The organism is Clostridium tepidiprofundi DSM 19306, assembly GCF_001594005.1.
Taxonomy (GTDB): Bacteria; Bacillota; Clostridia; order Clostridiales; family Clostridiaceae; genus Clostridium_AC; species Clostridium_AC tepidiprofundi.
The window spans coordinates 64094-88841 of sequence record NZ_LTBA01000001.1 but is presented as its reverse complement, the minus strand read 5'-3'; the positions used below and the strand labels follow the sequence as shown (position 1 = coordinate 88841).

Annotated in this window: 29 protein-coding genes; all 29 read right to left on the bottom strand. The window is 29.1% G+C overall.

Translation table 11 applies throughout. The features are described 5' to 3' along the window. Positions 1–17: 17 nt before the first annotated feature. On the bottom strand, positions 18–836 hold the full coding sequence (locus CLTEP_RS00510) for a purine-nucleoside phosphorylase (protein ID WP_066820937.1): 819 nt from the start codon (positions 834–836) through the stop codon (positions 18–20). Between the two features lie 16 nt (positions 837–852). Then, complete coding sequence (locus CLTEP_RS00505) at positions 853–1668, bottom strand: purine-nucleoside phosphorylase (protein ID WP_066820936.1); 816 nt, start codon at positions 1666–1668, stop codon at positions 853–855. Positions 1669–1731: 63 nt separating this feature from the next. Beyond that, the gene (locus CLTEP_RS00500) at positions 1732–2913 is read right to left on the bottom strand and encodes a phosphopentomutase (RefSeq protein ID WP_066821834.1); all 1182 of its coding nucleotides are present in this window, start codon (positions 2911–2913) and stop codon (positions 1732–1734) included. A 262-nt stretch (positions 2914–3175) separates the two neighbouring features. Continuing rightward, a complete protein-coding gene (spoIIM, locus tag CLTEP_RS00495; protein ID WP_066820933.1) occupies positions 3176–3814 on the bottom strand; it encodes a stage II sporulation protein M in 639 nt (212 codons plus the stop codon). Positions 3815–3919: 105 nt separating this feature from the next. Beyond that, positions 3920–4741 carry a sporulation transcription factor Spo0A gene (gene spo0A, locus CLTEP_RS00490; protein ID WP_066820930.1) on the bottom strand — a complete coding sequence of 274 codons (822 nt, stop codon included), beginning with the start codon at positions 4739–4741 and terminating at the stop codon, positions 3920–3922. 200 nt (positions 4742–4941) lie between these two features. Next, the gene (spoIVB, locus tag CLTEP_RS00485) at positions 4942–6255 is read right to left on the bottom strand and encodes a SpoIVB peptidase (RefSeq protein ID WP_242863841.1); all 1314 of its coding nucleotides are present in this window, start codon (positions 6253–6255) and stop codon (positions 4942–4944) included. A gap of 146 nt (positions 6256–6401) precedes the next feature. Beyond that, positions 6402–8102, bottom strand: a complete 1701-nt coding sequence (gene recN, locus CLTEP_RS00480; RefSeq protein WP_066820927.1) for a DNA repair protein RecN — start codon at positions 8100–8102, stop codon at positions 6402–6404. A gap of 54 nt (positions 8103–8156) precedes the next feature. Next, positions 8157–8609, bottom strand: coding sequence for an arginine repressor (locus CLTEP_RS00475; RefSeq protein WP_066820919.1), 453 nt, complete (start codon positions 8607–8609; stop codon positions 8157–8159). 16 nt (positions 8610–8625) lie between these two features. Beyond that, positions 8626–9471 carry an NAD(+)/NADH kinase gene (locus tag CLTEP_RS00470; protein WP_066820918.1) on the bottom strand — a complete coding sequence of 282 codons (846 nt, stop codon included), beginning with the start codon at positions 9469–9471 and terminating at the stop codon, positions 8626–8628. A 13-nt stretch (positions 9472–9484) separates the two neighbouring features. Beyond that, positions 9485–10294 carry a TlyA family RNA methyltransferase gene (locus tag CLTEP_RS00465; protein ID WP_066820916.1) on the bottom strand — a complete coding sequence of 270 codons (810 nt, stop codon included), beginning with the start codon at positions 10292–10294 and terminating at the stop codon, positions 9485–9487. Positions 10295–10316: 22 nt separating this feature from the next. Next, positions 10317–12182, bottom strand: a complete 1866-nt coding sequence (gene dxs / locus CLTEP_RS00460; RefSeq protein WP_066820913.1) for a 1-deoxy-D-xylulose-5-phosphate synthase — start codon at positions 12180–12182, stop codon at positions 10317–10319. A 2-nt stretch (positions 12183–12184) separates the two neighbouring features. Continuing rightward, entirely contained in the window at positions 12185–12784 is a 600-nt protein-coding gene (locus CLTEP_RS00455; protein ID WP_423230720.1) for a hypothetical protein, read from the bottom strand. Positions 12785–13421: 637 nt separating this feature from the next. Beyond that, positions 13422–14291, bottom strand: a complete 870-nt coding sequence (locus CLTEP_RS00450) for a polyprenyl synthetase family protein (RefSeq protein WP_066820903.1) — start codon at positions 14289–14291, stop codon at positions 13422–13424. A 21-nt stretch (positions 14292–14312) separates the two neighbouring features. Beyond that, positions 14313–14525 carry an exodeoxyribonuclease VII small subunit gene (locus tag CLTEP_RS00445; RefSeq protein WP_066820899.1) on the bottom strand — a complete coding sequence of 71 codons (213 nt, stop codon included), beginning with the start codon at positions 14523–14525 and terminating at the stop codon, positions 14313–14315. Then, complete coding sequence (gene xseA, locus CLTEP_RS00440; RefSeq protein ID WP_066820896.1) at positions 14515–15729, bottom strand: exodeoxyribonuclease VII large subunit; 1215 nt, start codon at positions 15727–15729, stop codon at positions 14515–14517. Before xseA ends, CLTEP_RS00445 begins: the two co-directional genes overlap by 11 nt. Before the next feature lie 17 nt (positions 15730–15746). Further along, on the bottom strand, positions 15747–16601 hold the full coding sequence (locus CLTEP_RS00435) for a bifunctional 5,10-methylenetetrahydrofolate dehydrogenase/5,10-methenyltetrahydrofolate cyclohydrolase (protein WP_066820893.1): 855 nt from the start codon (positions 16599–16601) through the stop codon (positions 15747–15749). Positions 16602–16663: 62 nt separating this feature from the next. Further along, entirely contained in the window at positions 16664–17065 is a 402-nt protein-coding gene (nusB, locus tag CLTEP_RS00430) for a transcription antitermination factor NusB (RefSeq protein WP_066820890.1), read from the bottom strand. Between the two features lie 161 nt (positions 17066–17226). Then, complete coding sequence (locus CLTEP_RS00425; protein ID WP_066820887.1) at positions 17227–17631, bottom strand: Asp23/Gls24 family envelope stress response protein; 405 nt, start codon at positions 17629–17631, stop codon at positions 17227–17229. A gap of 93 nt (positions 17632–17724) precedes the next feature. Further along, positions 17725–18222, bottom strand: coding sequence for a SpoIIIAH-like family protein (locus CLTEP_RS00420; protein WP_066820884.1), 498 nt, complete (start codon positions 18220–18222; stop codon positions 17725–17727). 38 nt (positions 18223–18260) lie between these two features. Further along, the gene (gene spoIIIAG / locus CLTEP_RS00415; RefSeq protein ID WP_066820881.1) at positions 18261–18923 is read right to left on the bottom strand and encodes a stage III sporulation protein AG; all 663 of its coding nucleotides are present in this window, start codon (positions 18921–18923) and stop codon (positions 18261–18263) included. A 33-nt stretch (positions 18924–18956) separates the two neighbouring features. Next, positions 18957–19550, bottom strand: coding sequence for a stage III sporulation protein AF (spoIIIAF, locus tag CLTEP_RS00410; protein WP_066820878.1), 594 nt, complete (start codon positions 19548–19550; stop codon positions 18957–18959). A 10-nt stretch (positions 19551–19560) separates the two neighbouring features. After that, positions 19561–20736 carry a stage III sporulation protein AE gene (spoIIIAE, locus tag CLTEP_RS00405; RefSeq protein ID WP_066820875.1) on the bottom strand — a complete coding sequence of 392 codons (1176 nt, stop codon included), beginning with the start codon at positions 20734–20736 and terminating at the stop codon, positions 19561–19563. Positions 20737–20748: 12 nt separating this feature from the next. After that, positions 20749–21132 carry a stage III sporulation protein AD gene (gene spoIIIAD / locus CLTEP_RS00400; protein ID WP_066820872.1) on the bottom strand — a complete coding sequence of 128 codons (384 nt, stop codon included), beginning with the start codon at positions 21130–21132 and terminating at the stop codon, positions 20749–20751. Positions 21133–21141: 9 nt separating this feature from the next. After that, positions 21142–21339, bottom strand: a complete 198-nt coding sequence (gene spoIIIAC, locus CLTEP_RS00395; protein ID WP_066820870.1) for a stage III sporulation protein AC — start codon at positions 21337–21339, stop codon at positions 21142–21144. Between the two features lie 22 nt (positions 21340–21361). After that, positions 21362–21880 carry a stage III sporulation protein SpoIIIAB gene (gene spoIIIAB / locus CLTEP_RS00390; protein ID WP_066820867.1) on the bottom strand — a complete coding sequence of 173 codons (519 nt, stop codon included), beginning with the start codon at positions 21878–21880 and terminating at the stop codon, positions 21362–21364. After that, positions 21881–22801, bottom strand: coding sequence for a stage III sporulation protein AA (gene spoIIIAA / locus CLTEP_RS00385; protein ID WP_066820864.1), 921 nt, complete (start codon positions 22799–22801; stop codon positions 21881–21883). It abuts the gene before it with no gap. Between the two features lie 149 nt (positions 22802–22950). Continuing rightward, positions 22951–23508 carry an elongation factor P gene (efp, locus tag CLTEP_RS00380; RefSeq protein WP_066821828.1) on the bottom strand — a complete coding sequence of 186 codons (558 nt, stop codon included), beginning with the start codon at positions 23506–23508 and terminating at the stop codon, positions 22951–22953. Between the two features lie 169 nt (positions 23509–23677). Then, positions 23678–24124, bottom strand: coding sequence for a type II 3-dehydroquinate dehydratase (aroQ, locus tag CLTEP_RS00375; RefSeq protein ID WP_066820857.1), 447 nt, complete (start codon positions 24122–24124; stop codon positions 23678–23680). A gap of 115 nt (positions 24125–24239) precedes the next feature. Further along, entirely contained in the window at positions 24240–24740 is a 501-nt protein-coding gene (locus CLTEP_RS00370; RefSeq protein WP_066820855.1) for a shikimate kinase, read from the bottom strand. Positions 24741–24748 lie beyond the last annotated feature (8 nt).

The following is a 24748-nucleotide window of genomic DNA, read 5'->3' as shown; positions in this document are numbered from 1 at the left end:
ACCCATATTTTTGCAAATTAAAGTTCTTTTATAACCTCTTTTACTAAATTAACAAATTTCTTTTGTGCCCTGTTTGCAGTCTCAACAACTTTTGAATGTTCCAATGGTTCTAATTCATCAGCAAGTGCCATATCAGTTATACATGATACGCCTAATACTTTCATACTCATGTGATTAGCCACAATAACTTCAGGCACAGTTGACATACCTACAGCATCTCCACCAATAGTTCTAAGCATTTTCAATTCTGCTGGTGTTTCATAATTTGGACCTGAAACAGGTATATAAACACCCTCTTTGATATCTATATCTAATCTTTTAGCACAATTCTTAGCAAGTTCTATTAACTGTTTGTCATATGCATTAGACATATCTGGAAATCTTGCTCCCAGTTCATCATAATTTGGTCCTATTAATGGATTATCTCCAATCATATTTATATGATCAGTAATAATCATTAAGTCTGCTGGTTCAAATTCTGGATTCATTCCCCCAGCCGCATTGGTAACAATCAATTTTTCTACTCCTAAGAACTTCATTACTCTAACAGGAAATGTAACTGTTTCCATGCTATATCCTTCATAATAATGAAATCTACCATTCATAGCCAGTACTTTTTTTCCCTCTAAATCACCTATAATCAATTCTCCAGCATGACCCTTTACTGTAGATTTGGGGAAATTTGGTATATCAGAATATTTTATTACAACTTTATTATCAATATATTCTACTAAAGAACCTAATCCTGAACCCAGTATTACAGCAACATCAATTTTACCAGAGTATATATTTCTAATGTAATCTGCAGCATATTTAATTTTATCTATAAGACTCATAATACCCCCTCCTAATTTACATGTTTTTTATCAATTCAGATACAAAATCAACAAATATGCTCCTAACTTTATTAGATGTTTCAATTACCTCTGCATGATTTAATGGTTGTTCTAATATTCCAGCAGCCATATTTGTAATGCATGAAATTCCCAATACCTTCATACCACAGTGATTAGCTGCTACTACCTCTGGTACAGTTGACATACCAACTGCATCTCCTCCCAATATCCTAATCATTCTAATTTCTGCTGGTGTTTCATATGAAGGACCAGTCATCATAAAATATGTTCCTTTTTTAATATCTATATTCAATTCTGCTGCTGTATCTTCTGCAAGTTTAATAAGTTCTCTATCATATGCAGTAGACATATCTGGAAATCTTGGTCCAATTTCCTCATCATTTTGTCCAATCAACGGATTGTTAAATGAAAAGTTTATATGATCTTTTATTATCATCAAATCTCCAGGAGAATATTCCGTATTAACACCTCCTGCTGCATTAGTAACTATTAATTTTTCAACCCCTAAATATTTCATTATGTAAACAGGTAATCCTAATAACTCCATCGAATTTCCTTCATAGTAATGAAATCTTCCTTGCATCATAATTACTTTCTTACCATTTAATTTACCATAAACAAATTGACCTGCATGACCTTTAACAGTTGAATTTGGCATATTAGGAACATCTGAATACTTGATTATTATTTTATCCTCTAAACTATCTGCCATAACACCAAGCCCTGAGCCTAGTATTGCTCCAATTTCTGGTTCTTCCTTAATAATATTTTTTATATAATCAACACTTTCTTTTATCTTTAATAAATTCATTTTCGTATTCATCCTCCTGTTTTTGTTTAATTAAATTTTAATTATTAATATTTATTTCTATACTTAGTGCTTATCTTGTAAAATTACTTTTTTGAAACTTTCACCATTTAATTCATTTTCAATATTCAACACATCAAGAATAGTTTTTCCTATATCACAAAAACATTTTCTTGTACCTATATTCACATTTGGTTTTATTTGTGAACCGTAAATTAAAACTGGAATATACTCTCTTGAATGATCTGTACTGCTTGTTGTAGGATCACAGCCATGATCAGCCGTTATTATTAAAACATCTTGTTCGGACATAGCATCTATTATTTCTGGAAGTCTATTATCAAATTCAACAAGAGCATTTGCATAACCTTCAACATCATTTCTGTGACCATATTTCATATCAAAATCAACAAGATTAGTAAATATCAACCCTGCTTTGTTAGTCTTAATATATTCTAAAGTTTTATCAACTCCATCCATATTTCCTTTTGTATGAACAGCATCTGTAATTCCTTTTCCATTGAATATATCCTCAATCTTACCTACTGCCATCACATTTAAATCTTTTTCACTTATGTACTCAAGTATTGTTTTATCAAATGGATCAATAGCATAATCGTGCCTATTTGCAGTCCTTGTATATTCACCTTTGTCACCAATAAATGGTCTTGCAATTACCCTTCCTACCATTTTATCGCCAACTAACATTTTTCTTGCAATCATACACATATCATATAATTTTTCAAGGGGAATTACATCTTCATGTGCCGCAATCTGAAAAACACTATCAGCAGATGTATATACAATAGGATATCCTGTTTTCTGATGTTCTTCACCTAATTCTTTGATTATTTCTGTACCTGAAGCAACTTTATTTCCTAAAATTTTTGTACCTATCTTTTCTTCAAATTCTTTTATTATGTCATCAGGAAAACCATTAGGATAGGTATTTAATGGAGTATTTAAAATAATACCTGACATCTCCCAATGTCCAGTTATGGTATCTTTCCCTTTTGATAATTCTGCACATCTTCCGTATGCACCAATTGCATCTTCACACTTTTCTATGCCAACCATACCATCAATATTACCTAATCCTAATTTTTCTAAATTAGGCAACTTCAATCCACCAATTTTTTTTGAAATATTTCCAATAGTATTACTGCCTTTATCTCCATATTCTGCAGAATCAGGAAGTTCACCCATGCCAACACTATCTAACACTATAAGTATCACTCTATTTGTCATAACTTTCGCATTGAACAACATTATTCAAAAACACTATGCTATTCTGTTGTTCAATGTCCCTCAACTCCTTTCTAACAATAAATTATTGTGCTAAAAATATAATTTTAACATTCCACTAGTATTATTTACATGTATCTATACTATCATTCTACATATTTCATAGCACTTATATATTACGAGAACTTGTAAATATTATTTTACTATTTTCATAAATAGTTGTCTAGTAAATTTAAATTCTTAACAATATTTTTTCATTATTATTTCAATGCACTAAATTTTTAGCTAATATATCCATAGAAATACTACCTGTTAAACCTTCTACTAAAAATCCTATTGACATTATACAAAATATTATTACAAATGTAATGAAATATGAAATAACTTGACTAAAAAAACTTTGTGATTTGTTTTTGTTCATATTTTTCAAATTAATTTTTAGTGAAAAACGCATTGAAATAACAGAAAAAATCACTACACTAGGTATAAAAATGACATTTTGAAATATAATAAACATCAACACTATCCATTTAGCTTTGTAGTCTAATACTAAAAGTAAAAAATAAAAAGTAAAACCCACAGTATATCCTTTATACATATCTAATAATATTGTAAATGGTATTCCAAATATTGTAAATCCGAAAATCCAAATATATATTACAAAAGGTAAATACCCTACCAAACTATTCAAAAACAAATTCTTGAATGTAATTGTATTGTCTTTAAGCATATTAATATAATTATTTAGATTCAAAATCATTCTATTAATGTGATCAGTATGCTTAACAACATTAACACCCAATACTATTCCTATTAAAACACAAAACACAGAAATAGCATATAAAACAATATTGTTCTTGATATGCTTTTTGAATAATACAAAATTTTTATTTTGAGTAACCATAGCAATCCTCCCTAATCAATCTTATTTAAATATTTATGTTAATCAGGAAGGTTATATGCAAAAATATAAAACCTACATGCATCTGCACATAGGTACCTCATCTATCTAGCTTACCCTATTTTCTAATCTTAGCTTATCAGCTACCATTGCTATAAATTCACTATTAGTTGGCTTACCTTTGGTATTATGCACAGTATAACCAAATAGCTTGTCAATAGTATCAACTTGCCCTCTATTCCAAGCAACTTCTATAGCGTGTCTTATTGCTCTTTCAACCCTACTTGCCGTAGTATTATATTTCTTAGCAATTGATGGATATAATTCTTTTGTAACAGCAGACAATAATTCCATATTATTAACAACCATTGTAATAGCTTCTCTTAAATACATGTATCCTTTTATGTGTGCTGGTACACCAATTTCATGAATAATACTCGTTATCTCAGCTTCTAAATCAAAAGTTCTACTTTTGTCACTCACATTTACCCTCTCAACGCTATCATTATGCACCGTTTTCGTAACATTTTCGTTAACACTGGATATCGTATTATTATACATTTGTCGAATTCTTTTCGTAAATACATCCATGTCAAAAGGCTTTACAACGTAATAATCCGCACCCAATGTTATTGCCCTCTGAGTTATTTTATCTTGTCCAACAGCAGAAAGAACTATAATCTTAGGTAGTGAATCAATCTCCATAGTATGTAATCTTTCTAGCACACCTAAGCCATCTAACTGAGGCATTATAATATCTAGCACAACAAGATCAGGTTTCTTTTCCTCAATAAGTTCTAAGGCTTCAATACCGTCTTTTGCAATGCCTACAACAAGAATATCCCTCTGTGTCAATAGATAATCACTCAAAATACTACAAAATTCTTGGTTATCATCTGCAATTAAAACTCTTATTCTCGATTCTTCCATAAAAAACTCCCCTTTAAAATAAATTGCTAATTTAGAATACTAAATCAACTTCCATATACTAACAATCATAGTATTCTACATAAAACTCATAATTCCTTCTAAAAAGAGTGAATTTCTGTTCTTTTGTTGTAAGAATATTCTAAAAAAGATAATATGCACTATCCTTTTTAGAATATTTCTACATTTCACACTTACTACTTTCAATTAAGCGACACCAAAATACCAGAATCTCTGAGCATCCATTCTATATATATTCCATAACCTACATCTGGTCTATTCACTAACACATGCGTTACAGCACCCACAATCTTTCCATCCTGAATAATTGGGCTTCCACTCATTCCTTGAACTATTCCACCTGTTTTTTCTAGTAATTCTTTATCAACAATCCTAATTATCATACTCTTAGATGATGGCTTGTTTTGTTTAATTAACTTCTCTATTTCAATATCATACAATTTAGGAACACTACCATCAATTGTTGTTATTATTTGAGCTTTTCCTACTTTTACTTCATTTTTCGAGGCAACAGGTAATGGTGTACTAAAAACACGATTATATATATTAACTCTTGCCACTCCAAATATACCACATTCAGTATTCATTTTTATACTACCCAATGATTGATCTTCGCTAGTAAATATACCTCTTAGTTCACCTGGAACTCCTCTTACTCCTTTTTTTACCGATAATATTGTTGACGGTACTATCTCACCATCTCTTACGCTCATTATTTTCCCTGTATCTATATCAGTTATTCCATGTCCTAGTGCTGCAAATTCATGATTATTTGGACTGTAATATGTTAATGTTCCAATCCCTGAAGTACTATCCCTTATCCACAGACCTATCTTATATTTGTCATCAGATATGCTCTTTACAGGCTTTATTTTCTTTATTGAAACTTCACCATTCCTTTCTATTTGAATATCTATTTGCTTATTCTTGTTGTAATTAACTACTCTTGAAACATCTTCAGAATCGTTTATTTTCTCGCTATTAATCTTTAAAATGGTATCACCTATCTCAATTCCAGCTAAAGCAGCAGGACTGTCTTTTATACCCATATCTGTTTTTATATCAGAAATTCCGACAACTAAAACACCTTTTGTATTTATTTTAATGCCAACAGGCTGTCCTCCAGGATATAATCTAACATCTTTTATTGATTTTGTGTTTGAACTTTTTATATTGGCCTTGTTTGCAATGTGCTTACAATTTGCTTTTATTTCAGAAAAATTTTTATTAGAATTATTTTTTTTATTTAAAAAGCACATAATTTCATTCGATGAATATTCTTTATGAAACATACTAAAGTCTTTATAAGCATACAGTGAACTCGTTTTGCTAAAGCAAAACATCGGGACTTCAGGTGGAGACTCTACTCCACCTGAAGCACAATCTTCAATCTCCCACTTATAGAAGTGGGAGTCTTGTAAAATCGATAAATTAAATATTCCAAAAATCAGAATAGGAAATAAAAAATAATTTATCATTTTTTGCTTTATCTTCATAATTAATTTCCCCCCAATTTTCTTTCGTTAAATTTAAATTTCCCAATAAAGACCTATATTATGCTACAATATAATTTGAATTAGTACCAAAGAATTTTATTATTAAAACTTTATAGGTAAAATAATAAAGCCATAGTTCATATGAATCATGGCTTTACAAACTTCTTCTTTTTTTCTTCAGCTATATATATCATTTCTTTTGAATGTTCTATAGCTAAATCGGTTATATCACTTCCTCCAATCATTTTTGCAATTGAATTTAATTTTTCAAGATGAGTCATTTTAGTAACAAGAGTATATGTCTTATTATTCTTTATTTTTTTACTAACCAAATAATTATGATCTGACATACTTGCTATTTGAGGTAGATGGGTTATACAAAATACTTGATGGATTTTTGATATCTGATACATTTTTTCACCAACACATTGTGCAATTCTTCCACTTATACCAGTGTCTATTTCGTCAAAAATAACTGTTGGTATATTATCATTTTCAATAAACACTGTCTTCAGTGCTAACATAATTCTCGATAGTTCTCCACCAGAGATTACGCTCTCTAATGGTTTTAATGGTTCTCCTGGATTCGTAGATATATAGAATTTAACATTATCGCAACCTCTGCTATTATAATTTGATTCCGAAATAACATTTATTTTTATTTTTGATTTCTCTAACCCTATAAAATTCAACTCTTCATGAATTCTCTTTTCTAATTTAGAAGCAACTAAACATCGTATTTCATGAAGTTTCTTAGCTTGTTCTCCTAAAATATCATCTATATCTTTCTTTTTTTGTCTTAAATTTTTAACAATATCTATGCTATTTTCAATTTCATAATATTCATTTTCTAGTTTTTTTCTATAATCCAATATATCTTTAATACTCTCTCCGTATTTGTTTTTATACTGTTCTATCTTATATAATCTTTCATTAACATAGTCGATTTCATTCTTATCATAGTAAATAGTATTTCTTATTTCTGAAATATCATGAATACTTTGTTCAACATTATAGTAACTATTCTCCAATACTTCTATTATGCCTTTAACATCTTTTGAATATGTTTCAATGCTCTTAAGTTCCCTTATAACACTATCTAAGTTATCATAAACCGATTTGAATGAATCAGTACTATTATATAATGTTTCATGACATCTATTTAATACTTCATCTAATTTTTCTGCATTTGATAACATCAAAAATTTGGATTTTAATTCCTCTTCTTCACATTCTTTTAAATCAGCATTATCAATATCTTGAATCTGATATTTAATAAACTCTAATTTTTTATTTGCTTCTCCTTTTTGTGATTCATAGTTACGAATTTTTTTTTCAATCTCCTTACTTAAATTATAATTTTCTTTATATTCAGTTAAATACTCTTTAAGCTCATTTTTTCCATACCAATCTAGGTACATAATATGCTTACTTGGATTAAGTAAATTTTGATTATTATGTTGTCCATGAATATCTATCAAAACCGATGCAATTTTTCTTATTTGGGAAAGTATTAATGATTTTCCATTTATTTTGGCAATACTTCGCCCAGACCTAAATGTTTCTCTACTTATGATTATTAAATCATCATAATCAATACTATTTTCATCCAAAAAAATTTTAGCTTCCTCATTATCAATAGTAAAAATTCCTTCTACATATGTTTTTTCTTCGCCAGTTCTAATACAATTTTTATTGAATTTTCCACCTAATACATAACTTATTGCATCAATTAATATAGATTTACCAGAACCAGTTTCTCCTGTAAGCACATTAAATCCCCTATCAAATTCTATACTCAATTCTTCTATAAGAGCAAAATTTTTAATATTTAACTGTAAAAGCATATATTTCCTCCTATTTTTATAACTTATATTTTACAAAAATCTAAATTATATAAACTAATCATTCATCAATTTTATAATTTTGCTCACCATTATCTGTGCTTGCTCATCATTTCTCATCAATACAAAAATAGTATTATCGCCTGCTATGCATCCTGCCATGCCTTCTAAATTTAACGAATCCAATACTTCTGCTGCAGCAGAGGCAGAACCTGACATGGTTTTTATAACAATAAAATTATTGACCTTTTCTACGTTAACAACAGTTTGTGCAAAAATTTTTATAAGTTTATCAGATTTTACATTATTTTTATGTGATATAGACGCATACTTATATTTTTTATTATCTGATAGAACCTTAGTTAACCTAAGTTCTTTTATATCACGTGACAATGTTGATTGCTTTACATCAATTCCTTTAAGTTTTAGTTGTTTGGCCAATTCTTCTTGAGTTTCTATATCCATACTATTAATTATTTCAAGTATTCTAGCATGTCTCTCAGTTTTCATTATTTTCACCCTCAAATCATCGATTTTTTGATATGATTTTATTTCTTAATATATTAAAATAATTATAACCTTCTAATTTAATTAATCTACATTTTTTATCATTAACTTCAATGTTTACCTCATAGCCATCTTCAAATCTAATTACTTCTTGACCATCAATAGTCAAAAACACATCGTTATTGTTGTTAGTTCCGTTTACCTTAACTCTAATATTAGATTTTTCATCAACTATCAATGTCCGCATAGCAAGAGTATGAGGACAAATAGGTGTTATAGAAATAACATTTAGCGTTGGATATATTAACGGTCCTCCAGCTGAAAGAGAATACGCAGTAGAACCCGTTGGTGTAGAAATAATAACCCCATCAGAATTAAAATTTGTATAGAAACTATTATTAATTTCTATGTCAAATTCAACTATTCTAGACAAAGTTCCCTTGGTAATAACAATATCATTTAAAGCAGCAAACTTTAATTCTTTTCGCACCTTTCCATATTTACATATATTGCACTTTAACATCATTCTATCTTCTATATAATACTTACCATTTACAATTTTCTCTATAGCATACTCAAATTCTGTAATCTCAACACTTGCCAAAAATCCAAGATGACCAATATTAACACCTAAAATGGGAATATCAATATCTCCAATTGCTCTCGATGCTCTAAGAATTGTACCATCACCACCAAGTACGATCAGCATTTCAAGTTCAACAATATCTTCTTGCTTAATAATTCCGTCTTCAAATACTTCAATATACGAATTTTTAATGTTATTTTTTATGCATTTAATAACGTACTCTAGCACTTTCCCTTGCGTATCTTTTGTTGTATTGACACTAATCCCTATTTTCCTCATAATATATCACCCATTATAATTTTTCATGTGCTTTATCTACAATCAAGTCAGTATTCCTAATTGAAAAGCTTGAATCAAAATTTTTATTTTTAGTTAAACATAATAAATATTCAATATTCCCATTTGGACCCTTGACTGGCGAATAATTTAATCCTTTAATGCTCAAGCCAATATCAGTAGTAAAAGAAATAATATTATTAATTACCTCTTTATGTACATTTTTATTCTTTACAACACCTTTTTTATTAATATGTGCTTTACCAGCTTCAAATTGAGGTTTTATTAAAACTACAATATCACCATCGGCATTCAGTAATTTTATAACACTTGGTATTATTTTAGTCAATGATATAAAAGATACATCCACTGATGCAAAATCACAATACTCCCCTATATCCTCAATACTCATATACCTTGCATTAGTATTTTCTAATGAAACAACTCTTGAATCTTGTAATAATTTGTCATGTAATTGATTTTTACCTACATCTATGGCATAAACTTTTAAAGCACCATTTTGCAACATACAATCTGTAAATCCACCTGTGGATGCACCAATATCAATACAAATCTTATCTTCTAAACTGATATTGAAACTCTCTAGTGCCTTTTCAAGTTTAAGCCCACCTCTACTAACATACGGCAAAGTTTTTCCTCGAAAATCTATCAATGCATCAACATCAATTTTCTTTCCACATTTTGTAATAGGAATATTGTTTACAAATATTTTCCCTGAAAGTATACTCTCCCTAGCTCTTTCTCTAGAATTAAAAAAACCCCTTTTTAATAATAAAACATCCAATCTCTCTTTTGTATCTGCCATATTTTTATCTCCTACAACTCCATTAACTCAAATTGCTGATTATTTTTCTTACAATTCCCTGAACATCTAACTCATATACCTTGAACAACAAATCTACTTTTCCATGTGGAATAAATTCATCATTAAATCCTAAATTAATAACTTTACAACTATCATTAATTGTATTAACATACTCTAATACTTGAGAGCCAAAGCCTCCTCTTATAACATTATCTTCTAAAGTAACTATAGTCTTCCCTTTGCTTACAATTTCTTTTATCATGGATTTATCAATAGGTTTTATAGACCACGCATTTATAACAGATGCCTGTATATTCATAGTTTCCAATTTTTCCTTAACTAATACTGCAACTTGAACCATCTTGCCAGTAGCAATCAATGTTATATTTCCCTCACCATATAATACTTCCCATTTACCTAATTTAAAATTTTTTAATGGTGATAAACTAACATTTAAATTGTCTCCGCCTCTTGGATATCTAATCGCAATAGGATAATCTTGAACGACAGCCCAATTTAGCATAGTTTTAAGTTCATCAATACATTTAGGTGCTAAAATAGTCATATTAGGCATATGAGAAAGATAAGACAAATCAAATACACCTTGATGCGTTTCACCATCTTCTCCAACTATGCCTGCTCTATCTATTGCAAAAATGACCGGCAAATTTTGCATACACACATCATGAAGTACCTGATCATATGCTCTTTGTAGAAAAGTTGAATATACTGCAAAAACAGGCTTCAATCCTTGACTCGCCATTCCCGCAGCGAGTGTTACTGCATGCTGTTCAGCAATTCCAACATCAAAAAATCTATTCTTATATATCTTAGAAAATTTATTTAATCCAGTACCATCAGGCATAGCTGCTGTTATTGCTACAAGATTCTTGTGTTTCTCACCTAGCCTAACCATTTCTTCACCAAATGCTTTTGAATACGAGTTTTTTGAACTTACCGTCACCTTACCGCTTGAACAATCAAAAGGTCCAATTCCATGAAATTTATTTGGATTTTTTTCAGCAAATTCATAACCCTTACCTTTTTTTGTTATTGTATGTATTAACACCGGACCATCAATATTTTTTACCATTGAAAGCACATCAGTCATTTCCCTGATATTATGTCCATCTATAGGTCCAATATACTTAATACCAATATCTTCAAAGAACATTTTCTCCACTACAATTTGCTTTAAACCATTCTTTATCCTATGTATCGAATCCGCTACTCCTTTACCAACAGTAGGAATTTTCATTAAAGTCGAATTAACATCATTTTTAATCTTATTATATTTTGGTCCTACTCTTAATTTGCTTAGATAAGTAGAAATTCCTCCAACATTTTCAGCTATAGACATATTATTATCATTTAACACAATTACAATTTTAGTTTTTCTATATCCTATATCATTTAATGCCTCAAGAGCCATTCCTCCTGTTAATGCACCATCACCTATTATTGAAATAACTTCATAATTTTCTTTTTTCAAATCTCTAGCCAGCGCAAATCCTAATCCAGCTGATAGTGATGTACTACTATGTCCAGCTTCAAATTGATCATATTTACTTTCTTCTCTTTTTAAGAATCCACTTAACCCTCCAAAGCATCTTAACGTGTCAAATTGTTCTTTCCTACCGGTCAATATTTTATATACATAAGCTTGATGCCCAACATCCCATATTAACTTATCTTTTTCCATATTAAATACTTTTAACAAACTTAATGTTAATTCAACAACACCTAAATTAGAAGCCAAATGTCCACCTGTCTTAGATACCTTATCTATTAAGAATTGTCTTATTTCAGCTGCAAATAGTTCCAATTCATTCACATTCATACTGTTCACATCATGTGGACCATTAAAATTATCGATAATATTTTTCATAATCATCTGTCCTTTTTAATAAAATATATTAATTTGGCAACTTCAAAAACAATTTTATTTGAATTCTTAATAGCCAAAGTCTTTCCCATTGCTTTTCCACCAATAGTAGCAGCAGCAATAAAAGAACCTACAGCAGCACTTAATAAATTTGCTTTAAATGTCTCCTTTGAATTCGGTAAATACACTAGTATTTTAACTACTATTATTGCCCCTGCTGCTCCACTCACAATACCACAAATATCACCGATAACATCATTGCAAAAATTAGACACTTTATCGGCATTTCTAACTAATTTTACAGCAGTCTTAGCCCCTTCTACTTTCTTAGCTGCCATTGCGTGAAAAGGAACTTCATTAGCTGCTGTTACTGCCGTTCCTATCGTATCAAATATTACACCAATTAAAACAATAATAATCAATATAACAAAAGCTACTAATAAACTAGCTTCACTTAGTAGCGTGTCTGACAATAAAGATATACTTCCTCCAATTAGCAAAGTCCAAATTATTATAAGTACTATCCATTTAGTATTACTAATAGTATTTTTGTAGCTTCCCTTTTTTTTACTGTTAACTTTCTTTCTAGAATTTTTTATAAACACAAATTAATCCTCCAAAATAATAAAAATGGTGGAATACTAAGTAAATTTTGCGTCTTAGGTCCAGTCGGATTTCCCATAGAATTATCAAAATGTCACCATCTTGACGGTTTCCCTTTAAAATTCTACCCATAGTGTTGCCAAAGCTATGGTACTGGATTACCACTTAGTCCGCACTGCAATCCTTAGTATTCCTCATCAAAATATGAACAGCCTAGGAGCTTTCCTCAACAGTTGGCTAACTTCTTAGCCTCTTTTGCAGGATAGGTTTCAGCTGCTAAACGCTTCTCCTCTACCTACCCCACTCAAGGCAGGCTACACTGCACATAGCTCTTCACCACATTGCAGGTTTAATCCATAATCGTAGAATAGGTATCTAGCCCATTCCACAAGTTATGGTCTCCGCGGAGGTAGGGTCAGTTGCGCATGCCGTTGCGGCTGCCCCAACTCCTTACTCCCAGCACAAGCCCTTGACTGGGCGTCAAAAGCCAGCACCAGAAGCTTCATCGATGTGCCCTTTGGCGGATTTTTAGCCCCGCCTTAAAAGTTAGTTACCTGACTAGGATACTGCACCATTTTTTTCTCAAACATTATAACATATCAATCGTAATTATTCAAAGATAATATTTTTAAAATAAGACTAAAAATCTCTATTAAATAGAAATACTGTAATTTTTTCTAGTTCATTAGTATCTTTTCGTAATCTTTTCAGAATTTCTAAACATTCATCGTTAATGCTATCAAGCATTAGCTTACACTTTTCTAATCCATACAAAGATACAAAAGTAACTTTTTTATTAATCAAATCACTATTAGTTTTCTTACCAAGCTTATCACTATTTCCAATCACATCTAGTATATCATCCTTAATTTGAAAAGCTAATCCTAAATTTTCTCCAAATTGCTCAATAAGTTTTATATCATAATCACTAGCTTCTGCTAATACAGCACCTGCTAAAAGAGCAGCCTTAATGAGCTCACCTGTCTTCTTTTTGTGCATAAATCTCAACTCATCTTCAGAAATAGCTTTTCCTTCGCTTAAAATATCTACTATCTGTCCACCTATCATACCATAAGCAGAAGCACTTTTAGAAATTATATAAGTTGCTTTAATTTTTGAAATATCTCCACATAAACATTCCTTTAGCATAACATTAAATGCTTCATTTAACAAAGCATCCCCAGCAAGAGTAGCTACTGCCTCACCATAAACTTTGTGATTTGTAGGTTTTCCTCTTCTTAAATCATCATTATCCATACATGGAAGATCATCATGAATAAGAGAATATGTATGTATCATTTCAAGAGCACATGCAAAAGGCATTATATCTTTATAATTTTCCTTATACATTCCATATGTTAAAAGCATTAATATAGGTCTTATTCTCTTGCCCGTATTATTCAAACTATAACTCATAGCTTCAAAAACAATCTTCTCATACGTACCTTTGTTAGCAAAGTAGCCATTAAGCCAATCATTTATTTCTTGTTTCAAAAACTCATATTTCATAAACACACCTCTATTTGAAAGTTAGACATTGAAATCTTGCTCTTCTGAATTATTTATAATTTTAATTTTTCGTTCAGCTTCATTTATCATCTTGTATAATTTATTTGATAGTGTAATTCCTTTTTCATAATATTTGATTGATTCATCTAGTGTTAATTCATCATTTTGCATTTTATTAACTATTTCTTCTAGCTCACTCATCATGCTTTCATAATTTTCTTTATTACGTGTCATTTTTTACCTCCAAAACATTTAAATTTGCCTTTACCGCTCCATTTTTTACAGTAATATTCACTTCTTCAGTATCTAAAAAATGATTAACCTCGTACAATACATTACCTTTATCATCTTGAATTATTGAATACCCTTTGTTCAATATATTTAATGGATTATGTGCATTAAGCAACGAATATTGCTTTGAAAGTCTAGTTTTTTCTATTAATAACTTTGATTTAAAACTATTATAAATCATATTCTTTAAATTATCTATACGCTCATATTGAGCAATTATATAATTGCCTGGAGCAAGCATTGTTAGCGACCTAGTCAACAAATCAACTTCATAATACTTGTTATCAATATAATTTAACACATTTTTGTTCAATATTTCCCTGTAACTTAATATCTTATTATTTATTTCTTCTAATAAAGGTACTGCTAATTCAGCAGCTGCTGAAGGAGTAGAAGCCCTACTATCACTTACAAAATCTGCAATTGTAAAATCTGTTTCGTGACCAATTCCTGTAATAATAGGTTTGTATGAATCATATATTTCATAAGCTAAATCCTCATCATTAAAAGCCCAAAGCTCTTCAATCGAGCCTCCGCCTCTTGCCAAAATAATAACGTCAACATCTTCAACTTTATTTAACATTCTGATGCCTTCTATTATGTTCGCAGGTGCATCTTTTCCTTGAACCAAGCTAGGATATATTAACAATTGAACATTAGTATTTCTTCTTATTGATACATTTATTATATCTCTTATAGCTGCTCCTGTTGGAGATGTAACCACTCCTATTCGTCTTGGATAAATTGGTATATATTTTTTATGAGCTTCGTCAAATAACCCTTGAGCATGCAATTTGTTTTTTAATTTTTGAAATTCTAAATAAAGCTCACCTAACCCATCTTGCTTTATTTCATCACAATACAGTTGGTATATTCCTTCTTTTTCATACACAGAAACACTACCTTTTGCAACTACTTTCATGCCATCTTCAGGTATAAACTCCAAACCAACAGCATTTCTCTTAAACATTACACAGTTTATTTTACTTAAATTGTCCTTGAGCGAAAAATAAATATGCCCACTACTATGTATTTTTAGATTAGAAATTTCACCTTTAACATTGATATTACTCAAAATAAAATCACTATCAAATGTCTTTTTAATATATTTACTTATATCGCTTACTGTTAATGTTTTAATAAACATACATTTATCAACCTACTTTACTTTTTTTGCTCTTGATATAAAAATGCATCACACGTATTCATTATTAGCATTGTGGTAGTAACCGAGCCAACTCCCCCTGGAACAGGCGTTATGTATGAAGCTATTTCCTTTACTTCTTCAAAATCAACATCTCCTCTTATTTTTCCATCAACTCTAGTTGTTCCAACATCTATTACTATAGCACCTTTCTTTACATAATCTTTTGTTATTATACCTGGTTTTCCTATGCAAGAAATCAATATATCAGCATTCTTACATATATCAATTAAGTCTCTAGTTTTTGAATGACATATCGTTACAGTTGCATTGTTTCTAAGAAGCAACAGCGCTACAGGTTTGCCTATTATATCACTTCTACCTACAACAACTGCATGCTTTCCCTCAATATTAATACCAGTTTTATTAATTAACTCTAATACAGCCCTAGATGTACATGGTGTAAAACACCTTTCTCCTTTATATAGTCTTGCGAAATTCAATTCTGTCAAACCATCAACATCCTTACTTGGCAGTATTTTTTTTATAATATGCTTTGCATTAATATGTTTTGGAAGTGGAAATTGAATAATTATTCCATTTATATTCACATCATTATTTAATTCATCTATTGTATTCAATAATTCTTCTTCCGTAACATCATTATCAAAAGAAATAAGCTTATGTTCAACTCCTAATTTTTCGCACACCCTTTTTTGATTCTTAACATAAGCTTCAGAGCCACCATCATTTCCAACAAGTACTGCTGCAAGACACGGAACTGGTATGCCTTTTTCTTTTGTTTCATACACTATCTCTCTAATTTTCTTTTTATATTCATTTGCCAATTCTATACCGCTTAAAATAGTTCCCACTTTCATACCATTCCTTTCATAAACCTGTTTACAATTTATAAAAATCAAAATACCTTTAATTTTTAATCAACAACAAAATTTCCAAGTATACCATTTATAAATTTAGGAGAACTATCATCTGAATATTTTTTTGCAAGTTCAATTGCCTCATTAACAGAAACTCTTCTTGGAATATCATCACAATAAAACATTTCATAGAGAGCCAATCTTAAAATTGAAAGATTAATTTTAGAAATTCTATTTATCTTCCAATTTATCAATTTACTTTCTATTTTTTCATCTAATTCACATATATTATCAGTAACACCTTTAACTATGTATTTTATATATTCCACATCTATGTTTTTAATATTATATTCTGAATTCTCAAAGTAATTTTTTATAGCTTCTTCATACCCTCCTTCATTAATAGTCATTTGATACAGTATCTTCATTGCTACTTCTCTAGATTTTTTTCTATTCATATTTTTCCTCCTGATAATTATTATATTGCCCTATTTTTTGATAAAATTAATTTTATTTTCATTATATCAAATAAAATTTTTTTTGTTTATACAAAATATAAAATTATTTGCATAAATATAAAGAATACCATACGGTATTCTTTATATTTACTAATTCAAAATTAACTTTCTTGCTCAGCTTCCTCTGTTTCTTCCTGTTTAGGTTGTTTTGGCAATTCAACATTCTGTACATACACATTTACAGCCAATACATTTAATCCTGTCATTGTTTCAACAGCTTTTTTTACATTACTTTGCACTTTAGCACAAACCTCATGTATTTTCATACCATATTGTACAACCACATATAAATCTATTTCAGCACCATCATCTTTGACATTAACCTTAACACCTTTTGATAAATTCTTTTTGCTACTGAACATTTGGCTAAAGCCTACTACAGCATTTGAGCTCATTCCAACTACTCCGTTAATTTCATCAGCTGCTATCCTAGCAATAACACTGACAACATCATCCGAAATCTTAACTATGCCAATCTCAGAATTATTAATAACATTCTCATCCATATTGGTACCCCCTCGGATCAACTTGCGTTATAATGTATTTTTTTACAATCATTATATCAGAAAATATGACTTATTACAATTGATTACTTTAATTTATTTCTTTGCTATAATGTCTACATCCTTTATGTTGGTACTACTCATAACAACATCTTTAATTAACTTTCTTTGTTTTTCTGTTAACTCATTTTGCGTCTTAACAAATACTTTTACTTTATCTCCCTCAATATAGCATATAACATCCTCAAAACCATATCCTTTAAGTTTTGATTCTAATTTTTTTGCTTGATCCAACTGTAAAGCTAATTTTCTATATTCTTCTGCTGCTTTTTCTTTCTCTTTTTCTGGAGTATTTTCATCATCAATTAAATTTTGAAGTGTTTGACATGTCTTAGCATTGCTTTGTTCTCTAGATAATTTTGCTTCTGTAAAGTAATTAGATGTAGCTTGACTCTCATTGTATGATGCAGCACTCTTACCATCTAAAGAAGAGTTAGCATCATATAGTGGAGTATTTACCTTAGATGCCAAATAACCTGCAAAAACAATAAGAACCAACAATGCTACTATTATACCTGTTTGCTTTTTATTCATAATACTTCCCTCCATTTCTTTTCTAAAACATATATATGCTAATTTTTCATAGGATATACATTAACTTTTTTTTCAGAAAGATTAAATAGGTTGACAACTGCTTGACGTATCCTAAGTTCTGTAATTTTATTTTTTGCACCTTCTGCCACAATACATATACCTGTAATCTTTGGTTCATATGTTTTTGTAATAAACGGTTCTGTTTCCTGTCCTTTATTTAGCATTACTATTGTTCTACCATTATTGCTCTGATTTATCTTTCTTTTTCCACCATTATTGTCACTCTCGTCTGTAATACTATTCGAATCATTTATATTTATGGCCGGTATTTTTTCCTCACCACTTTCAAAATATATCATTACATCAACCTTCCCAACACCATCAATTTTTTCTAATATATTCTTTAGCTTATTTGTTAATTTTTCTTCATAACTTTGTATAGATCTGATATTCAACTCATTACTACTAATCATATTTTCATCTGCGGTATTTTTATTCTTGAATGTAGTACTCACAGTCGCAGTTGTACTTTTAAAATAATTATTTCCTATAACAAGTAAAATTCCTATTAAAATTAACACAACTATATTAAATAATTTATTATTTGTGCCACCTGATTTATGACTATTTTTTTTATGATTTTTACTTTCTGTATTTCTAATGAAATTTGCTATTTTATTAACAATATCATCAATATTCATTACTACAATACCTCCAATGCATATGTATTTTAACTAACTATTTTTATAAACATAAATTATATCCGTATATACTTCTAGTTCTGAACTTACAAATTTCTTTATTTTCAAACTCTTATCATCATATAAATACTTTACTTCTTTATCACTTGTACTATTATTACGACCTATATTTATTTTTTTTATCCTTTTAACACATTTATCTTTAATACCTATTTCAACACGTTGAATATTAAATTTTCCTACATCTTTGTCATATGATAAATCAATCATTACATCGAATTCATCATTTGGATATTTTACAGAAAGTTTTTTTTCCAAAGTCAACTCCAAATTTCTTTTAAAGTTTTGTATTGTATTCTCTAAATTCTCCTGTTTATATTTTTTATAATCTTTCTCATACATGTCTGTACCAAAGTATACATCACTTGCTTTAACATATTTGTTTATATCTATATTGCCACTACTAACAAAAACTATTGGTTTAATAAGCACAATTACCATTATCAATCCTAATACATACTTTACATATTTTTTGATGCTATTATTTGGCAATAACATTTCAACAGCTGTAATGAAAATTATTATTGTACAAATATTTATTATCCAATTTCGAATTGCATCTATCAAATTACCACCCCTATCCGTACATAATAGCTCGTCCTGTTGATGCAACAATGGCTATCATAATGAAACTCATTATTGAAATGCTTATTACACATGACATTATTAATATCAAAGAATCCCCAGCAGAATCAATGCACTTTATGATCTTAGAGTCACTAATAGGTTCAAGCAATGCAGCTGTTAATTTATACAATATTGCCATTATTAGTAGTTTCAGTATAGGTAATAGAACAATAATAATTATTAAAAACAATCCAAGTACTCCTAATGCACTCTTTAATAGCAAAGAGTATCCCGCTACAGTTGCTATTGCATCTGATATGCTTTTTCCAATTATAGGTACAAAACTATCTACTGCAAACTTTGCTGTTTTTAATGTAACCTGATCAATTGTTTGAGATACAATACCTCTAACTGAAATAACTCCTACAAATATGGTCATAATTATTCCCTGAGTCCACAATACAACTTGATTCAATAATTTAGAAAGCCTAGATATTTTATAATCACTTGAAATATTATTGACAAATACCGTTACGAAACTCATTATTGCCAATGGAATTACAAAATCAACGAAAATCCTAGCACCTATACTTGTTACTCCTATTATAATTGGATCCATAGATGCAGCTTGTGTAAATCCACCAACACTAGCAAGTAACATCATCAATACTGGCATTAATGCTGCCATAAAATTTGTTAATGTTATAATTGTACTTTTGGCTAAGTCAATACCTATATAAAAACTCTTAGCAAGAATTATAATTATCATTGAATAACATGCAAAATATGCAATATTAGTAATTTCACCATCCGACAAAATATTTTGCAAATTATTTAAAAGAACACAAATTATTGATATTATTATGAGAATACCTATAAACTTAATTGTTGAACCTATCTCAATAAATAAGTATTTTGATAAATATTTAATTACTTTACTAAAAGTTACTCCACTTTCACCCGTTTGAATAAAATTTTCAATGTATGTTTTAGCATCAAAATCATTTAAGATTTCATAATCAGTTTTCATATTTGAAATGTACTCATATAATTTGTTTATTTCATTTGATTGTCTCTCAGTTAAATTATTTGGCATATTACTTATACCAGAAGCTTTAGCTACAATAGGCATTGTAATTAAGGAAATTACCATTAGAACTATAAATATTAATCTTTTATTTTCCATATTAATACCCCATCATATAATTTTTAATATGCTATTTAATACAGCCATTAAAATGGGTACGCTCATTGCTAAAATTAGTATCTTAGTTACAATTTCCACTTTAGATGCCAACATACTTTCACCTGCATCTTTACATATTGCTGCACTAAAAGTTCCAAGATAAGCAATACCCAGTATCTTGAATATAATATTTAAATAACCAAAATCTATATTTGCTTTGTTTGCTAATAATTTTATAAAATTTAAAATCATAGCTATCTTAGGAAGTATGAACATTATCAAAATTACACCTGAAAATAAGCTTATAAGAACAGCAATATCATCTCTTCTTCCTTTAAAAATCAATATTATAAAGAGTGCAGTAAAAGCAAAAAGAGTTATTTTAATTATTTCCATATTTCCTCCTTACAGCTGGAAAAGGGTTTTAACAGTTGTAAACAGTTGACTTATCAAATTAATAACCATTAATAATATTATAATTACACCCGTTAAATTGGTAATAACTGCATAATCTTCTTTTCCTGCACTTTTCAATACTTTATCAAGTACTATAATTACAATACCTATAGCACCAATTTTAAATAATAAGGATACATCTAGCATAAAATTTCCTCCCCTAAACAATTTATATTAATATTATTACTATTACCGCACCTACTGTAAAACCTAAGTATCTATACATTTTTAAATTCTTATTTCTTAAACTTTCAGCCGTCTTTATCTGCTTCTCTAAATTTTTCAGTGTTAACTCAAATATACTAATTTGGCCTTCTATATCCGATTCACCTAAGTTTTTAGTAAGATCTGACAAAATTTTGATATCATTATCATTTAAATATAGCTTGTCTTCATTTTTCTTGATAGACAATTCAAAAGCTTCATAAACACTATCTACTTTATTGTCAACAAGCAGATTTCTCGCATCTATATACAGGTCTCCTATAGGATACATGCACTTTTTAGATACATTTAAAAACGCATTAGGAAGCGTTGTATAAATATATACTATTTCATTTTTTAGTTGAATTATGCTTTTGTCTAATTCATTTAATTGAATCACTCTCTTATTAAATTTTTCACCATACATAAATCCAACAAAAGTACAACCTACAATTATCAATAAGCACCCTATAGCCTTAAGCATCTAATTCACCTCTAATTTATTCTTTTTATCAAAATCATATATATATTCTATTGTTCCTACTCCATTTTTATTATTTAAAATTATTGCTTTTTTAAATACATTATTATCAATTAATTTCTTAAAAACATTTCGTCTAAATAAATCTTCTATTCCAAATCCGTGAATTGTTGTGATTAAATTGATTCCAGAATTTAGTGCCATTATAATACTATCCATATCATTATAGGTACCAATCTCATCACAAATTATCACTTCTGGTGACATGCTTCTAATAGCCATCATTATTCCTTCACTCTTAGGTGAACCATCTAATACATCTGTTCTAATTCCTACTTTCATCTGAGGAACACCCTTATAGCAAGCTCCAATCTCACTTCTTTCATCGATTATACATACTTTTTTGCCTTTAAAACCATATTTTTCAATTCCATTCGACACATTTCTAGCAATATCTCTTATAAGAGTCGTTTTTCCACATTTAGGTGGAGAAATAATTATTGTATTGTTAACATAAGTATTTTTTATTATGTATGGCATAACTCTATTTGAACATCCTAAAATTTCTCTACATATTCTTATATTTACAGATGCTATATCCCTAATTGTTTTTATTCTACTACCTTCAATTACACATCTTCCACAAATCCCTATTCTATGTCCACCTTTAATCGTTATATACCCTCTTTTTATTTCTTCCTCAAATGCGTATATTGAAAATTCACTCATTCTTTGTAAAATAACTTTCAAATCATCTTGATTTACTATATAGGAACTAATCATTTCCCTCATACCTATTTCATATATAATAGGTTTATTTATTTTAATTCTAATTTCTTGAAGTTTATTTAATGAATCAATTTTTTTTAAATCCTCTTCTATTTTATTTGGTAATATTTTTATAATATACTCTATGTTTACCACTCTTTTATACCCTCCTTAGCAACTCATAAGTAAAATGTTTTCTTATTAAAATTAATATTTTCAATATCATAAAATTATTACAAAAAAATAGTGTGCCGAATTTTTAGTAAAAAAAAAAAGAGCGCCTAAACGCTCTTAATAAAATGGTATTAAACTCTTTCCATGTATTCACCTGTTCTTGTATCAACTCTAATTACATCACCTTCATTTACAAATAAAGGTACTTGAACAATTGCACCAGTTTCTAGTGTTGCTGGTTTCATCGCATTTGTAGCAGTATTACCCTTAACTGATGGTTCACATGTTGTAATCTGCAATTCAACAAAGTTTGGAGCTTCTACTGAGAAAGCTTCTCCTTTGAAGAACTTAATAACAGCAAACATGTTTTCTTTGATGTACTTAATTGCCCCTTCAACTTTATCATAATTTAATGGAATCTGCTCATATGTTTCTTGATCCATGAAATAATATAACTCTCCATCGTTATATAAATATTGCATTTCTTTCCTTTCAATAACTGCCTCTTGAAGTTTTGCAGTTGGATTATAAGATTTTTCAATAACTGCACCTGTAATAACATTTTTTATTTTTGTTCTAACAAATGCAGCACCTTTACCTGGCTTAACATGTAAAAATTCTACAACTGTAAAAACTTGTCCATCCTCTTCAAAAGTAGTTCCTTTTCTTAATTCACCTGCTGAAATCATACTCATACTTTATCCCTCCAAATAACATTATATTCTAACAACATATAGTTATTTAAAACTCACAATAATAAATTTTACTATAAAACTCTGTTAAATACAAATCAATTCTCTTTGTAAATTTGATAATAATTCATATATACTCATTTAACAATAATAAAGCATTATGTTTTTACACACTCTTTCCCATTACTCCCATTGATAATAAAGCCTCTACAGCTAAAACATATCCATAACATCCAAAACCACATATAAATCCAACACAACCCTCTGCAGTAACACTCTTTTTTCTGTATTCTTCTCTACTGAAAATATTGCTTATATGCACTTCAATTACTGGAATGCTAATACTTCTTATAGCATCTAAAATAGCTATACTATAATGAGAATATGCACCTGGATTAATTACAATACCATCATAATTTGATATAGCCTGCTGAATTTTTGATACAATATATCCCTCACTATTACTCTGAAAAAACTCAAACACTATAGATGAATCTCTAAATCTCTCCATTATCATTGTGTTTATATCATTCAAAGTCATGCTACCATATATATTTTTTTCTCTTGAACCTAATAAATTTAAATTCGGACCATTAATTATCAAAATTTTCATAAATATCCACCTGGAATTCATAATAATACACTTCATAATAGTCAGTTATACCAATAATCAACAATGTTATTTTATCAAAAGAAGCTAACATTTGCAATAAATTGTTTTAGCCAACTCAAATATCGTATCTACTCGACTCTAAAGTTGATAATATTACATCAACAGCATTTTCATTCCCCTCAATAATAATATGTGCTTTCCTATAAATTTCAATTCTTCTTTTATACATATTTTCTAATGTCTCTTTTAAATTATTATTTAGCAGTGGTCTATCATCTAATAGCATTGCTCTTCTATATATTTCACTCAACTTCACATCTAAAAATACTGTAATACCAATTTCATTTAATTTTTTCATGTTATTATTGTATATTGGCAATCCGCCACCACAAACAATTATTGTATTACTACAGTTAATAAATTCATCCACCAACTCTTTTTCCTTAAACCTAAAATATTCTTCACCTTTTTTTTTAAATATTTCTTCTATAGTCATATTTTCATTATTTTCGATAACACTGTCTGTATCAATTAGACTATAACCAATTTTCTCACTCAATATTTTACCTAAAGTTGATTTACCGCTACATGGCATTCCTACGATAATGATATTCATTTTTTCCC